The 16,055-nt window shown below is 33.3% G+C and carries 14 protein-coding genes and 1 pseudogene; 4 read left to right on the top strand and 11 right to left on the bottom strand.

What is annotated here, in order from left to right; genetic code table 11:
* Positions 1-80: 80 nt before the first annotated feature.
* From DES48_RS11280 to DES48_RS11270, 3 genes are all read right to left on the bottom strand, one after another.
* Positions 81-551, bottom strand: coding sequence for a GNAT family N-acetyltransferase (locus DES48_RS11280; protein ID WP_245911420.1), 471 nt, complete (start codon positions 549-551; stop codon positions 81-83).
* A gap of 113 nt (positions 552-664) precedes the next feature.
* Positions 665-1,039 carry a DoxX family protein gene (locus DES48_RS11275; protein ID WP_113869278.1) on the bottom strand — a complete coding sequence of 125 codons (375 nt, stop codon included), beginning with the start codon at positions 1,037-1,039 and terminating at the stop codon, positions 665-667.
* 156 nt (positions 1,040-1,195) lie between these two features.
* Positions 1,196-1,699 carry a phenolic acid decarboxylase gene (locus DES48_RS11270; protein WP_113869276.1) on the bottom strand — a complete coding sequence of 168 codons (504 nt, stop codon included), beginning with the start codon at positions 1,697-1,699 and terminating at the stop codon, positions 1,196-1,198.
* Between the two features lie 114 nt (positions 1,700-1,813).
* Here DES48_RS11270 and DES48_RS11265 point away from each other — a divergent pair, with 114 nt between their 5' ends.
* Positions 1,814-2,383: a PadR family transcriptional regulator gene (locus tag DES48_RS11265; protein WP_281269244.1), complete on the top strand. Its 570-nt coding sequence runs from the start codon at positions 1,814-1,816 to the stop codon at positions 2,381-2,383.
* Between the two features lie 62 nt (positions 2,384-2,445).
* On the opposite strand, the gene DES48_RS11260 is transcribed toward DES48_RS11265, so the two are convergent.
* From DES48_RS11260 to DES48_RS11245, 4 genes are all read right to left on the bottom strand, one after another.
* Complete coding sequence (locus tag DES48_RS11260) at positions 2,446-3,768, bottom strand: sensor histidine kinase (protein ID WP_245911417.1); 1,323 nt, start codon at positions 3,766-3,768, stop codon at positions 2,446-2,448.
* A 132-nt stretch (positions 3,769-3,900) separates the two neighbouring features.
* Positions 3,901-5,106, bottom strand: a complete 1,206-nt coding sequence (locus tag DES48_RS11255) for a beta-ketoacyl synthase N-terminal-like domain-containing protein (protein ID WP_113869274.1) — start codon at positions 5,104-5,106, stop codon at positions 3,901-3,903.
* A gap of 417 nt (positions 5,107-5,523) precedes the next feature.
* Complete coding sequence (locus DES48_RS11250; RefSeq protein ID WP_113869272.1) at positions 5,524-6,507, bottom strand: tRNA dihydrouridine synthase; 984 nt, start codon at positions 6,505-6,507, stop codon at positions 5,524-5,526.
* Positions 6,508-6,693: 186 nt separating this feature from the next.
* Positions 6,694-8,625, bottom strand: coding sequence for a fructose-1,6-bisphosphatase (locus tag DES48_RS11245; RefSeq protein ID WP_113869476.1), 1,932 nt, complete (start codon positions 8,623-8,625; stop codon positions 6,694-6,696).
* Between the two features lie 527 nt (positions 8,626-9,152).
* Between DES48_RS11245 and DES48_RS16210 the strand changes: the two are divergent.
* Positions 9,153-9,868: pseudogene (locus tag DES48_RS16210) on the top strand (IS3 family transposase); the annotation flags it as partial.
* Positions 9,869-9,885: 17 nt separating this feature from the next.
* Here the strand turns inward: DES48_RS16210 and DES48_RS11240 are convergent.
* The 4 genes from DES48_RS11240 to DES48_RS11225 form a co-directional block, all read right to left on the bottom strand.
* A complete protein-coding gene (locus DES48_RS11240) occupies positions 9,886-10,509 on the bottom strand; it encodes a TetR/AcrR family transcriptional regulator (RefSeq protein ID WP_113869270.1) in 624 nt (207 codons plus the stop codon).
* A 110-nt stretch (positions 10,510-10,619) separates the two neighbouring features.
* Entirely contained in the window at positions 10,620-11,372 is a 753-nt protein-coding gene (locus DES48_RS11235) for a hypothetical protein (protein WP_113869268.1), read from the bottom strand.
* 389 nt (positions 11,373-11,761) lie between these two features.
* A complete protein-coding gene (locus DES48_RS11230; RefSeq protein ID WP_113869266.1) occupies positions 11,762-12,670 on the bottom strand; it encodes an MFS transporter in 909 nt (302 codons plus the stop codon).
* Positions 12,671-12,718: 48 nt separating this feature from the next.
* Positions 12,719-13,183 (bottom strand): flavodoxin family protein, encoded by a 465-nt coding sequence (locus tag DES48_RS11225; protein ID WP_113869264.1) that lies wholly within the window; start codon positions 13,181-13,183, stop codon positions 12,719-12,721.
* A gap of 127 nt (positions 13,184-13,310) precedes the next feature.
* Here DES48_RS11225 and DES48_RS11220 point away from each other — a divergent pair, with 127 nt between their 5' ends.
* Together DES48_RS11220 and DES48_RS11210 are read left to right on the top strand one after the other, a co-directional pair.
* A complete protein-coding gene (locus DES48_RS11220) occupies positions 13,311-14,222 on the top strand; it encodes a LysR family transcriptional regulator (protein WP_113869263.1) in 912 nt (303 codons plus the stop codon).
* Between the two features lie 1,178 nt (positions 14,223-15,400).
* Positions 15,401-15,730: a hypothetical protein gene (locus DES48_RS11210; protein WP_113869261.1), complete on the top strand. Its 330-nt coding sequence runs from the start codon at positions 15,401-15,403 to the stop codon at positions 15,728-15,730.
* Positions 15,731-16,055 lie beyond the last annotated feature (325 nt).

Here is a 16,055-nt window from a genome sequence, read left to right as displayed (position 1 = left end):
TTATCAATGCGTATTGTTCATTTTAATTATGTAATGGATTTAAATAGAATAACTAAAAATACTTCTAAATCTCTGTGCACCTAATGTAATGTTTTGGCCAAATCAATCATTGAGTGGAAGCCAAGACTTTCATATATTTGTATCCCTTTAGAACTTGACCATAGCCTTGCTCGATGTGCACCGTTTTCTTTTAGCCAAGTACACACTTCCTCTACTAATCTATGTGCCAATCCATTATTCCTATAAGGCTTCAAGGTATAAACAGCTATTATCCAACCAAAAGTAGTTTGTTCTTCTGCGAGTGGGAAAGCATATTCCTGTCTAATTAATCCACCTGTACAAGCAATTATCTGATCTTTTTGATCAACTGCAACTCTGAAATTCAGATTACCCTTTTTCGTTTCACGAATGAAGAGATTTCTTGTATTTTCAATTTTCTGTCTGTCAGGTTTAGGTATATTATCTATTTCGCTCATTTCATTGGCCATGTATATCCAGTAATCTATAATGATATTAAGTTCATCTACTGAAGCCCACCGAGTTTGATGCATAGATTAACCCCCCACGAACATAGTTAGAATATAGTCTCATTATAAGCATATAGTAACTTAAGTCAATTATCGATCATACACATGAGCTATCGGTTGGCATTAAAAAAGATGTGCTACTTATTATTTTTCTTTCCCAAAGTTAATGCGCCAATAACAAGAGGAATTTGCAAGGGAAGACGCAGCCATAAGAGCCATGGAGAGATACTTCCGCCAGGTTTAAAAGCGATCTTTTTCACTGCCATATATATATTTGCTGGAAAAACTGCAATCATAAATCCTGCTAATAATTTACTGGTTACTGCTTGTCCTTTTTTCATCCATAGTAATAGTGAAAAAATAATTTCAAAAGCTCCCGTTATCAGTACAATTGTTTTTCGCAAAGGAAGCACTTTCGGAACAATCCGACGAAAGCTTTTTTCACGAATAAAGTGTAAAATACCTGCACCAAATAGGATAATCGAATATAATAATCGAAAAAATGTTTTCATACATATACCTCCTCTTTTTCTTTTACCATGTTTATGAGGCTACATGCAACTTCTACACATCGATAAATTAATGAACTACGTTAAACAAAAAACTATCCTTAAAAGGTAAGTGGATATTACCTTTTAAAGATAGTTTTATTTATCTTCTGGTATTTATCAGGAGAAAGTTAACTTTCCTGAACGCATATCTTCTGTCATTCCTTCGTATGGTGCCTCTGCTACAACCTGTTCATTGTTGATACCTTCATTTTTGAAAAAGGTAATATCAGCAAACTCAGGGACTACATGTTTTGGATACGTTTCATACTTCACCCGTGATTCTTCCATTACATCAATATAATCATTTTGATAGCAAACCGTAATTTCCGGATGTTCGTGTACCCATTTAGGAAAGAAAATGATTCCATACATTCGTTTGTCATTTGGCATGAAATTTAAAGAAACGTCAGTTCCTGTTGGTTCCGTCCAAGAAACTTTATAAACCCCATCAACAATTTTCACAAGATTAACTTTTTGATCACGAACCCAACGTCCACCGACCATACCACTATGGATACGATAATCAATTGTATTCTCATTTTTAATATACATTTCATACTCCCAACCATTTTCATACGTATAGATCAAGTGACTTCCAATAAATTCGTTTAGCTCTTTCATTTATTTTCCTCCTCTTTCAATCTAACATGTAATTAATTACATGTTTATATTTATATGATAAATTGTACGCTTATGATATAATTGTGTCAAGATAAGCGTAATGGGGGTTAGCACTTGGCACAGCGTAGAGTTTTAAAATATGCCATTTTAGGGTTGTTGAGTAAGCAAGATATGAGTGGGTATGATATTACATCGGAATTTAAAAAAGCCATCGGACAGTTTTGGAGTGCAAAACACAGTCAAATCTATCTTGAATTAAAAAAGTTATTAACTGAAGACTCCATTTCTCAATATATAGAAATATCTGGAGTCAAACTAGAAAGGAAAATGTATACACTTACCAGTAAAGGGAAAGAAGATCTAAAAAGTTGGCTACTTGCGTTTGAAGATCATGTACAAACGGAGAAAGATGTATTCGCCTTGCGTCTATATTTTTTAAAGGATATTCCTTTAGAAGAAATACCATCTCTATTTGAAAACCAATTGAGGCTTAGAAATGAAAAGCTTGCTTTTTTAAACGACCAATATGCTGTTTATTTCGGAGAGGAAAACAATCCAATTGATTTAAACAAGGAAGAACTAGGACACTTTTTGGTGTTAACAAAAGCGATTGCTCGCGAAGAAAATTATATTGATTGGTTAACGACGAGCTTAGAAATTGTTAAGCAAAATGGCAGAAAATAAACATATTACAACTCGTTACAATTAATGCCATTGAAAAAAACACATGAATAACATGTGTTTTTTCATTCAATATTCAAAATACCATTTTGAGGTAATTCGATTCGAAAGTGTGTCCCTTCGAACGAACTTTTAACAATAAAAATATTGCCAAGATGTTCTATAATCATCTTCTTAGCATAAGGAAGACCCAATCCCATTCCTTTGTTCTCAAGTGATATGAATGGATCAAAGATATTTTCAAAATTTTCTGGAGGTATTCCTTTACCGGTATCAATAAAATGAATGATAATATGCTTATCATCTAACTCTGTTTTGATCGTAATGTTTCGATTATCTCTGTCAGCAGGAATTGCCTCCACACTATTTTTTATTAAGTTAATAAAAACCTGTTCCAAACTTGTTTTATTTACATAAGCATGTAACGGCTGATAATCGTTTGTGAAAGTTAACTCCACACGATTGCTACGGAGTATTTCGGAAGAAAAGTCTATCGAATTTTTAATAATAACTTCTAAATCTTCTTTTTTAAAAGATAACATCGAAGCGTTCATATAAGCTTTATAGTTGTTTGTCAGAGCCGTTAAGTGTTCAGATGACTTTTGAACCATTTTTAGTGTGCTTTTGTCTTTTTCGGTTAGCGAATCACTATTATATAATAAGCTTGAAAAACCACTAATAATCGTGTTTGTATTTTTCACCTCATGAATTAGACTCCCTGCCAAATTCCCTGTATAATCAAGTTTTTTCTGCCTTTCCATCACTTGATAATAATTTTGCTTCAAGTTCGTGTTTAATGCAATAAAACAATGTACGATAGTAATTGAAAAAATAATAATCCCTATACTACTTGCTATTACTCCAGTGGTGGGAGCAAAGTTCATAAATCCTGGAATAATGACTAACAACGAATAGATACAAAAAGATTTCAAAAAAGATTTAAAATTTGACTGTGGTATCTTTCGAGAAATCAAGTAAACAAGAAACATAAATATAATGAAGCTACTCATATGCATAATGTACAACCAATGTAAGGATCCATATACAGGGAAATAATGTGAATAAGAAAACACCGGTTGTAAAAGAGATAAATCTTTTATACCTAAACTTGTCCAATTCACCAAATAAACAATACCACTCCAAATAGTAAATGTAATAAGTGCTTTTTTATTGAACAATACACTTGATAGTTTGTTTAACCAGCTAGATTCTTTTAGCATTGCTGGTTGATCCTTAATAATTGTGTAAGCAACATATAGCACGATCGGGACTGAAAATGTTGGTCCTAAACGAAATAATTTAAAAAGGAATAAAATAATGTCGTCTGAAAAGATTTTTTCAAAATAAAGTATCCCAACATCAAATTGCCAGATGGTAATTAAGATCATGTACATACTTAGTCCTGTAGACAGTTTGGATTCTTTATATAAACTACTTATACTTAATGCAAGTACCAGAGGGATTAATCCTATGGTGCATATTAATAAACCAATAACCGTAGCGCATCACTCCTAACTTCCCTATGTTGTTGCTATTTGACTGTACCTTTTGATATAAGCACAAGCATTATTTCCACCATATCCATGATTGGTAATAGCTACTTCATTTATTTTTTGAAATTTTGTTTTTGTAACGATATTCATTTCTTCATATCCTTTTGTATCGGTTCTTATGGTAGGTGGAATAAATCCGTGTTGAATACTTAAGAGAGAAGCTATTACTTGCAATATACCAATTGCACCAAAAGGATTTCCATACATACTCTTAATTGAAGTATAAGGGATTTTATGCTCAAATAACAATCTCGAACTTTTCTTTTCTATTTGATCATTCAGCTGAATGCCTAATGCTTGACTATTAATATAGTCAGGAGTTCTATTTTTGACAACTTTTCGAAGTGCGCTTATCATCTGTTCTCCAGATTCATCTAATGAATAAATGTATACTCCATCATTATTAGAAACAATATCTACTATTTCTCCCTTAATATTAGCTCCACGCTTTTCCGCGTCTTCGGCTCTCTCTAAAATAACCACACCAGCTGCTTCCGACATTGCAAAACCTTTACTTACTCCATGAAATGGTACAGCACCATGATCCAAAGACTGATTTAACGGCAGGACTTTTGTTTTAGAAAAAGCATACGTCGTTGCTTTGCTAAGCGGGCTGTCTGCTCCTCCTACAATAGCAACATCAATCTTTCCACTTTGTAAATAAAGCATCGCATCTTCAATAGCTTCTAAACTGGAAGTGCACCCTGTTGTAATCGTTTTAGTAACTCCTTTCACTTGTAAATAATGGGCGATAGATGCAGTAATACTATGATAATTTGCGTAATGGGTAAAGGTTACTGGTACTTTTTTATAGTTATCATTGTTCGCATGTTGAATCGTTTCTTGAAAGAGCTTTTCACCAGATGCTCCTAATGAAATACCAAAAAAGAGGCCAACATTTTTTTGTTTCAAATTGATATCCGCCGATTCTAGTGCCTCTTCTGCTGCCTTCATCCCTAATTTTGATACTTTCGGGAGCCTTTTTAGTCTTCTATCTTTTTCTAAATCTTCTATACCCTCTTTTATTATACCAACAATATTAGATTCTTTTTGATATCCCACTCCTTTTACCAACTCTAGTGAGCACAATCCATGCTGAAGATTAAATAGATATTCTTTTATATTAGGCGTTTTCGGGGCTATCATTCCGTAACCTGTTACGACAATTGTCATTTCATCTCTCCTAATGAGTCTTTTTACTCATTTGATTATACCAGAAATGACATTTACAGTAACTATATAGGCGAAAATTCTCTCTATTGTTTTTTTGCTTCATACCATATAACCATTTATACTTCTATCTGCGAATATTTTTAGAAGAAGAAAGCCCTGTTCTTTTCAGATAATGTAATACATCCAGCTTGAATGAAACTGCAAGGATCTCTTCCCCACTTTCGAATTATCTTTATACTCAGGTATTTTCTAAAATTTGATATCTAAGATACCCTTACCAACTTACATTCATCATTATACTTTGACATATAAAAAAACCCCAAATGCTAGTTATTTATTCTAACATTTGGGAGGACAAATCATTTATCTATCAATTATAAATTAATCAAGGCGTGTTTTTTGCAAAGTTACCAAAATCTATTGTTCTTCAATTCTGTCGACATTTTTCTGTTCAAAGTCATTGAGCAATGCGCGGACTTCGTCTGTTGTTTCTGTAGTCATTAGTTCATTTCTTAATTCACTTGCGCCTCGAAATTCACGGACATATATCTTAAAAAAACGACGTAATGGCTTGAATGATCGGAACTCAATTTTTGCATATTTATCAAAAAGATCTAGATGTGATCGTAAGAGATGAAGTAATTCTTCACTTGTATGCTCTTGCTTCTCTTTTTCAAATGCAAACGGATTCTTAAAAATACCTCGTCCAATCATAACCCCATCTACACCATATTGTTCCGCAAGCTCTAAGCCTTTTTGTCGATCTGGAATATCTCCATTAATCGTCAACAATGTATTTGGCGCTACTTCATCACGTAACTTCTTAATCTCAGGGATCAATTCCCAATGTGCATCTACTTTACTCATTTCCTTTTTAGTCCGCAAATGAATAGAAAGATTAGCAATATCCTGTTCTAATAAGTGTTTAAGCCACTCCCGCCATTCCTCTACCTCTGTGTAGCCAAGACGGGTTTTCACACTTACTGGCAATCCACCCGCTTTAGCTGCTTGAATGAGTTCAGCTGCAACATCGGGGCGGCGAATCAAACCGCACCCTTTCCCTTTAGGTGCTACGTTCGGAGCCGGACATCCCATATTGATATCTACGCCAAGGAAACCTTCTTTGGCCATACCAATACTCATTTGTCTGAAATACTCGGGTTTATCTCCCCATATGTGAGCGACGATGGGTTGCTCATCTTCCGTAAAAGTCAATCGACCACGAACACTTTGTATCCCATCCGGATGGCAATAACTCTCTGTATTTGTAAACTCCGTAAAAAAGACATCCGGTCGAGCCGCTTCACTGACGACATGACGGAATACAACATCTGTCACATCTTCCATTGGTGCTAATATAAAAAACGGTCGTGGTAATTCACGCCAAAAATTGTCTGCCATATTTATATACAATCCTTTCTATTTGAATCATTCAAAAACCTAATTTTGATCCAAAAATAAGAAGCAAAGATATCTTTGCTCCTTTTATACGTATATCATGTTACATGCTTTTCAACAAATAGATTAGAAAAGTTTATTTTAACGAAAACACGAGGAAATGACAACTATTAAATTTTTAGAATGGTATTATTTCATATAGCGATATTTCATCAGACCTTTTAGTAGAGAGACTTGTTCTAATAATTCCTCACCAATATTCGTTTCAAGCACTTTTTTTCGCTGTAGTTCTTTATTAACCAGTCGTTTTACAGATAAAACATCTGTACCACCTCGAACGACCTCGTCTTTGGAACTGAAATGTTTATGTGCAACAAGTTGCATTCCATATGAATTATATAGTAATGTGTAGCCTGCGATACCTGTGGTTGATTGGTAGGCCTTAGAAAACCCACCATCAATAACTACCATCTTACCATTCCCTTTTATCGGGTTTTCGCCATCGATTTCTTTTACGGGTGTATGACCGTTTATTATGTGACCTTGTTCAGGATCAAGGCCAAACTCCGTTAAGATATTTCGACAGGTCTCTTCATTTTCCCGCAAATAATAATAAGGATTTTTTTCCTCTTTATGTGTATGCTTATCTTTAATGAAATACCTTTCAAATGTAGTCATTGCCCGCTTGCCAAAGAGTGAAGAATATTCTCCCGTCCATAAATACCAAACCATGTCTGTTGATAAATCATCTGAAATGTCCGGTTTTTGAAAAGCTTCTCTCACATAGCCTTCAAATTTATCTAGTAATGCACGGCCAGTGTATACCTGATTTTCAATCGCCATACTTTCCATGTTTCCTTTTTTATCTAAAGGAATACAACCGTGAATTAGTAAATTTCCATTATATTTTAAATATAATGTTCCTCTTTTTATGAGAAAATCCATATGTCTGGTCAACTTTTCCGAATGCTGAACAGAAAATAACAATCGGTTGACCACTTCTTCTTCTTCTGCTAATAATCGCTCCGGGTTGGCCGGATCAACTGTAGTAAAACACGGGTCCTCCAGCTTGTGTAGTTCTCCGTTTAAGATCAATTCATTTCGTTCATAATCCACTTTCTCTAATAAAAGTCTATCGGACATATTAAACTGAGGGCGTCGCTTAATAATTGGAATTTCAAGTTTAAATTGGATGATTGCAATAGCTTGGTGGATCTTGGTGATTTGTAACGCTTCATGTTCTGAAAGTTCTTCGTCTGCATGCTGTTTCGGTCGAAATGCAGGGTTGTCCCCATAATATCGCTCTGCCAGATTAAGAAGTGGTCTCAGATTTATCCCATATACATCTTCTATGATATCTAGATTATCATATCGTGCACAAATACGGATAATATTAGCAAGACAAACCTTCGATCCAGAGTATGCACCTAACCACAGTACGTCATGATTGCCCCACTGAATATCAACAGAATGATAATTAATTAGTGTATCCATAATTTTATCCGGCTCTGGTCCACGATCATAAATATCGCCAACAACATGTAAGTGATCGATTACTAGTCGCTGAATGGTACACGCAAGTCCACTAATTAGTTTATCAGCTTGATCGAGTGAAATAACTTGTTGAACGATTTTGGTATAATATTCTTCCTTATTACTTGTTTCATCTGTCTTGTACAAAAGCTCTTCAATAATGTAAACAAACGAAGCAGGTAATGCTTTACGTATTTTAGACCGGGTGTACTTAGAGGATGCATAAGATAATAACTTAATCATTCGCGCAATGCTTTCTGTATAAAACTCGTTTAGCTCGTGTTCACTACTGTATTCATTCTTTATGATTCGTAACTTTTCTTTCGGATAATACACTAAGGAAGCAAATTCATTTAATTCTGTTTCGGTTAACTCATCCTTAAATAGATCGTTTATTTTTTCCTTTACTCTTCCCGATCCGTTTCTTAAGACATGTTGAAATGCTTGGTATTCTCCGTGTAAATCACTAACAAAGTGTTCTGTCCCCTTTGGTAAATTCAAAATAGCAGCTAGATTGATAATTTCAGTTGCCACTTTTTCTTCACTATCATACGTTTCAGCCAACAAATCTAATAATTTTGTGTTCAAAATGATTGCACCCCACTCTAGTTGAATATAACTAAAAATAACATGTTTATGCTTCAATATTAATCCCCATGGCCAATCTATTTATTTGCTTCGCTTTCATAAGTTCCAATGATATATTAACTATTAACCTAGGCTAGTAAAAAAACGACGTATACTAGCTCACATTTTCATCTAAATTATTAATATTTTACTAAAGATTAATGTAAATCACCATATTCATCTGAAAAATCATTTCATGACATTAATCACAATTAATTGTGAATCGGTTACACTTAGTTGGACAATAAAAATGAGGGTAAGTAGAATGATAATAAAAAAAGAGGAAAATCTACTATCTCCAAAAAAGAAAAACGTTTACCACAGAATTCAAAAAGCAATTGGTTGCTCTATATAAAAGTGGGAAAGGTCGCAAAGTTATTGTCCGATAATAGGAGTGAACTACCTCTGCTTTAGCCTGATGGACTAGCAGTCTCCACAGTCGGATTCATTTAAAGAAAAAAAACAAGCGCAGCATTGATGGAGTTCAAAAGATTTGTGATGACCAAGAGGAAGCATTAACCGATCTGATTATTGATATTTTTAAACAAAGTCACCCTACCTATGGTTAACGAAAGATTAAAATAGAACTAAAAGAAAGGCTGGATCGTCTCCCGGCATCGCATTGACTGAATAATGACAGAACAAGGACTTGTTTCAAAATATACGATCCCACAATTTAGTCCCAAATACCCTCAATCAGCGTTTGACCAGGATCAAGAACTAAAGATAGTAGTAAGTGACTTAACCTATGTAAGAATAGGGGATAAATGGTATGATATTTGCAGGTTAGTAGAGTTATATAATCGGGAAATTATTGGACACAGTGCAGGACATCATAAAATGCTGCTTTAGAGCAACGTGCCTTTGCATCCGTTCCGTACAATCTTCATCAATTTGAGTTGTTTCCCACCGATAGAGGTAGTGAGTTTAAGATACTGCTGATCAATCAGGCATTAGAAATGTTTGGCATAGGTTACTCATTAAGCGAAAAAGGAACACCTTATGACAATGCCGTGGCAGAAGCCATATTCAAAGCCATCAAATTACAGACCAACCCCACCTTGAGCTTTTTGATTATGTTGACTGATTCAATCATATTCGCATTCACAGATCACTAGATTATTTAACACCAGCTGGATACAAGTTAAGTAGTCTTAAAAATCTGTTCGATATAGTGTTGACATACCATTACAGCATTTTTTAGTTTTATAATTATAATCACTATAACAACATATTTCCATGCATAACAAATTGAATTTCTTTTTTCATCTCTTCTATAAGCTCAAAGTATTCCCAATTATCACTATATATGTAGTTCATAAACTGTTTTATAACACATCCATATATTATTTCAACGGCTAAATCCACATCAAATTCCTTTATTATCTCATATTCATTTTTTAGTTGAGATAATAATTGTTTTGAATCTTGAATTATCATTTCATCCATATGAAAAATACTTTTTCTAGCTACTAAAGCCTCTGAGCTCTCAGTACTAAAAACAATTGAAAAATACTCTCTTACTAATTTTTTATCTACACTCGCCATTTTTTTTATATAAAAATCAATGATACTAACCATTTCACTAATTAATATATTTTCATCTATTTGTTGGGGTAACCTTATTTGATACGTTTGTAAATTAAAATCTACAAAAACAGCTTGAACAAACAATTCCCCTTTTGTACTAAAATAGTTGAATAGAGTACCTTCTGCAATATTTGCTCCTTTGGCTATTTCAGAAGTTTTTACTTTACTATATCCCTTTTCTTTAAATATTTTCTCGGCATATTCTAATATAGCTTTTCTAGTATTTTTCTTTTTTGTTTCTCTTAACCCTGCCATTTTTACCTCCTAATTATCAGTAAACTCATTTATAATAACACTAATATCATATAATTTTCCATTTAAATCTACAAATAAAAAATAAACAAAGTTATTAAACATTGGTTTTGTTAGTAAGTTCTATAATTTTTTCTATTTAATAACCATATTGTACTTGAGATATTAGGAATCAACATGAACCATGTTCCAAATAGTGCAAGTACAAATCCTGCTAGAGGTGCTGGAAGAAGTAACCCTATTACAAAAGTAATTATTAATACACCCAATGGAGATACTACTAAAAACCAACGTGGAAATATTGTTCTGCCACTTAAAATAGCTATTGCATGCCATATTGATCCAATATATAGTGCAAGTACAGCTGTAATATCCCCCATAGCAAAATGCTCTAAAATATAGCGATTTGCCAATGAATAGAACTCTGAATCAGTACTTCCAACCACTGCCTTTGCTTGTTCCAAAACAGACAGAAAAGCCCAGCCTGCATGTTGAACCCCACCAATCATCAAAATAGCATATGCTAACAATATATTGGGTATATATCCAAGCCAAAACCCAGATTTGCGCATACCTCTCCACCATAAATAATAAGTTAAAGCATATGCAGGGTATAGCCACCCTGCCGTTTGCCCAAGCATAATCAACCAATGCGGACGACCATTAGCTGTAGAGACAACATCTATAACCTTAGAAGTAAAGTAATCAAATCCACTTAAATTAGGTGAGTAACCATAAATATAGTCACATACTCCATTCCAAATCATAAGAATAGTTAACACACTTCCTAAGAATGCAATTCTTCTATGATCCTGTTGTTCAATGTCATTCATTTTATTGGGTTTATCTCTTAATAAGTCGCTCATCTTCTCACTCCAATCTTTTGAATAATTACAACATAATAAACCATAGCCACACAGCCCATATCACAAGCTATTAATATTTAGAAGCATTTGGTTTTAATTCCTTCTATATAATAAATATTAATATTCTATTAAATATGAGTATACTCATTTATGAGTTCAATCATATTTTAGCCTTATTCCATTAGCTTGTCAATAATTGTTATTTAATATTCTTTATCATGTGTTAATTTTCTTTATTTTCTTTTTTATTCTATTTGACCTCATGTATATTACTATGAGATATATAATAAGCCCTCCTAGCATTATTCCAATCAGAATTAGAAAGCCCAAACCAGGAGAGAATCTATCGACCAAAAATCCTAACCTTGGAGAAATAATTGCTTGTAACATTAAAGATATCGCCATCCAAACCGACATCGCTCTACCATGTATGACTTAGGTACCGTCTCCATGATTGTAGTGTTCATTAATATTCGTAATGATGAATTACATAAACCAAAAATAAGACTTCCTAAAAATAAAAAAATGATGTATGTATTTAGTGACAATACAAACAAGAAACTGATTGATACAAGAAATAAGATAGCGACACTTCTATTCCTTGAAAATTTCTTAGCAAAAGGAGCTGCAAGAATACCAGATAACCTCCCGCTCCCATAAAACATATCGGATAGTCCAAAATCAATAGAACTACCATTTACACTCTCATTCACATATTCAGGAAGTACAACATTATACAGCATTGTAGCAACCAACGGAATAATTGCAACAATACCAATGGAAAAAACATACGGTCTCTTTAATAAATAGTTAATTCCATTATTGAAACTAGCAAGGTATGACTCATTACTATGATTTTTAATAACAGAATTATGTCTAAGTCGAGATATTAACAAACAACTAAGAATAAATGCAATAGAATTGGCTATTAGAATAAATTCAAACCCTGCAATTTGGTAGCAGATACCCGAAATTCCACCTGCAGTAAACATACCACCTTGTAAACTTATTTCTATTAAGGAATTCCCATTAATTATATCTTTTTCGGATAGAAGTTCTTGTAAAAGGCTCCTAGATGTCGACAGATAGGTCGACCACCCCATTCCATTGACAATCGAAAAAAGATAAAGATATCCAATTTTAAATTCGTCAAAAATAAATAAACCTGCAACTCCTAAAATTAATAGAGCCTGAATTAAATAGGTCCAAATGATAATCGTTTTCCGATTTAACCGATCTGTCAATGTTCCGATAAGTGGTGAGATTATAAAACCAGCAATAATATTTAAAGTCAGCATAACCCCAACTGCTGTCTAAAATCATTATTTTCACCCTCTATCTTTAGGTTAGATATGTGTTTTTAACGTTTTTTGCATTTGACAGGCACTCGCTAATGCTCGATCATCTTGAAGAATCTCATTCGGTTTATTTCCCGTACCAACCACATAATCCACAAAGGTTATTCCTATAAAATCAAAGATATACTGAAATTGTTGAATCAAAGGAATTCCCTTCAAAAATGGTTCATCACCTCCAACTGCAATGATATAAGCACTTTTAGAAGACATTACATCCTTAAAATTTGCATATCTGATATCCTTCAATGTTTGTGACCAACGATCAATAATTGTGTTATAATCATCGTTTACATTCTGAAAACCTCCTAAAACATGTCGCTGATCTTCAATCGGTTTAATTTCAAATTCAGACAAATATATCCTCTCGACTGGTAACTCATGAATAACCCGTTCTGTCAGAACTTCTGTATTCCCGTTTACTCGTGTTCCCCCATAAATAACTCCAATAGTCATGACGATAAGTCTCCTTTGTAATAATTTGATGTTTTACTTCATTAATCTTATAATGAATTTATCAATCAATAAAGATGATTATTTTGATTACATCAATCAAAAATTCCGATTATGGAAGGGAAAAAGATTGGATATAAAACAATTAACTACGTTTAAAATCGCAGCGGAAAATTTGAACTTTACACAAACAGCTAAAATTCTAGATTATGCTCAATCCAGTGTAACGGCACAGATTAAATCTCTTGAATCGGAACTTGACACACAGTTATTTGAGCGATTAGGGAACAAATTATATTTAACAGAAACTGGAAAGTTATTTAAAAAATATGCAAATAAAATGGTATCTCTTTCAGAGGAAGCGCGATTAGTTACTAGCGGATTTAGAGAACCTTCAGGTACCCTTGTTATTGGTGCACAAGAAAGTCAATGTACTTATCGTCTTCCTCCTATTCTAAAAGAGTTTAAAAATCAGTTTCCTAATGTAAAACTGATTTTTAAACCTGCTCATTCTGATGAGATAGCGAAAGAGGAGTTACTGAATGGTAATCTTGATCTAGCTTTTATAATGGATATACCTAAACCGAAAGATTCATTAATAACAGAAGAACTTATTCAGGATGAATTGAGACTAGTGGCTTCTCCTTCTCACCGTTTAGCAAAAAAATCAAACGTAACAATAAAAAATTTGGAGCATGAGACACTTCTACTTACCGAGAAAGGGTGCTCGTATCGTTCAATTTTAGAGGATTCTTTCAGAGAAGCTAATATTTCTCCAAGTAATAAATTTGAATTTGTTAGTATAGAGGCAATCAAACAATGTGTCATTGCTGAACTTGGAATAGCAATGTTACCAGCCATGGTAGTAGATCGAGATATAAAGAATGGCCGATTGAAAGAACTTAATTGGAACCACTCTATTCCTCCTTTTTACACGCAAATTGCTTGGCATAAAGATAAACTAATGACAATTCCTTTACAGTCTTTTTTAGAGTTAACTCGAAGAACTTTTAATGACTCCAATGAAATTAAAAAAGTATGATACCAATGTTCAGGTGTCATACTTTTTTTGAATCGCTATCCATTTTTAGTACCTTTAAAGTTAACACAAAATCTTTTTCTTGCTAAACAATCCTATCACAAGGATTTCTTATTCAAGATTTTCCTAATTATAGAGATTTTTCCTTCAATCCTCCACTCTTTAGCACAATACCTTAGTGGAATATCAACACTAAATTTAAATTGGACACAATTTATAAGGACTGCATCTTGACTTCCACCGTTCGAGTTAAAATAAAGTTTTCCGACTGAACCCCCATTTTGAAAGATTTTTGATTCGAAAAACTCCATTTCTCCCCTCTTTCCGTCTGTTTTTTCACCTTTTTTTCTGTTTTAAAATAAAGTTCTCCGAGAATGTTGCGCAATGGAAACACGAGATAACCGAGAAAAGACAAGGGATGAGCATGAAAAAGACCCTAAAATCGGAAATGTTTGTTTTCACGAAATCTCGGGGTCTTAATCGGAATGTTTATTTTGGATCGGAAGTTTATATTTTAATTAGACAATTTGCGAACTAACTCTACGATGCACTCCACATGTGTAGAGTGCTATCTGTAGACAATTGAATGAAGAACAGTGGACTTCGCCTTCAACACTATCTTAACATATCAGTGTTTAAAGAAATCGCTCTTCATAGAAAGAGACATTGATTTTACCCAATGTCTCTACTGTAACGCTATATTTGTATATTGCTAATACCACTAATTGTTTATGGCATACTAAAAATGTAATATGATGATTTAGTTGGGAATATACTTCTATTACATTATGATTAGTTAAAATAAATAGTAATTAAGAAATGTCATTATCACACATTAAACACGATTTATTCTGTGATATTTCATAGAATTTTAATTAGTTATAAACAAAATACAATTATTATATGGAGGATACTTAATATGAATAGTATCGATAGAGATATACAGATGCGTTTACAATCAGATGCTTGATTATCAATGGCTTCCCTTGGAAAACGTCTGAAAAGGGTAAAAGAAATTTTAATCTTACTGTATCCGTGAACCATTTCCGTTATAACATTATATTTTTCTATTATATTTTTCCAATTTATTGTACTTTAATGAAAAATATGTTAAGTTATACTAGTATTGTATATTTACAATATTGGTATTTTTAAATATTAATAGAAAGGAGGGATACACTATGAAAAAGAAAACGAGACAGTTTATTTGCTCGATGTTGGTAATTGCCACAATTGGATTAGGTGCAAATACAGCATATGCGGCATCTTTCGGAAATTCTTCTAGTGGAGCTTCTTCTGTAGAGGTTTTTCAAGTTAAATATAATGGGGCCGCCTGGAATTACAGTAGTTCACCATATAAATGGACAATGTTTAAATATACACGAAATGGTAGAACTTTACTAAGTAGAACAGCCTATAGTAGCAAAGTGACAGGTTCTGTTTGGGACGATATAAGATGGGGAGACAAGTATACTACGAAATTTAGTTGGGACCGTGGAGCACGTAAATAATCTTTCCCAGTTTGAATTCTTTAAATATCTGCTCAACAAAACTTAATGAAATATCTATGAAATTTAATTATTAATGAACGATAGGAAATGGGCCCTGATAGGTACTTTCCTACAGGGCCCGATTTTTATCGACTTTTAAATCTTATAAAGTACCGCATTACTTTAATTATGATTAATAACTTATTGTTTTTACAGCTACGTAATTGGTATTTATTAAAAGGTGATACTATTGAAATATTCTTTATTTAGATTTATCGACGTTTTTGAGGCGTTTGCTATCTATCTACTCTGTTTTGCTTCAAACTTAATATTTATATATGTACAA

It is taken from the genome of Paraliobacillus ryukyuensis, assembly GCF_003315295.1.
Lineage (GTDB): Bacteria > Bacillota > Bacilli > Bacillales > Amphibacillaceae > Paraliobacillus > Paraliobacillus ryukyuensis.
This window is presented reverse-complemented; position numbering and strand designations above follow the sequence as displayed.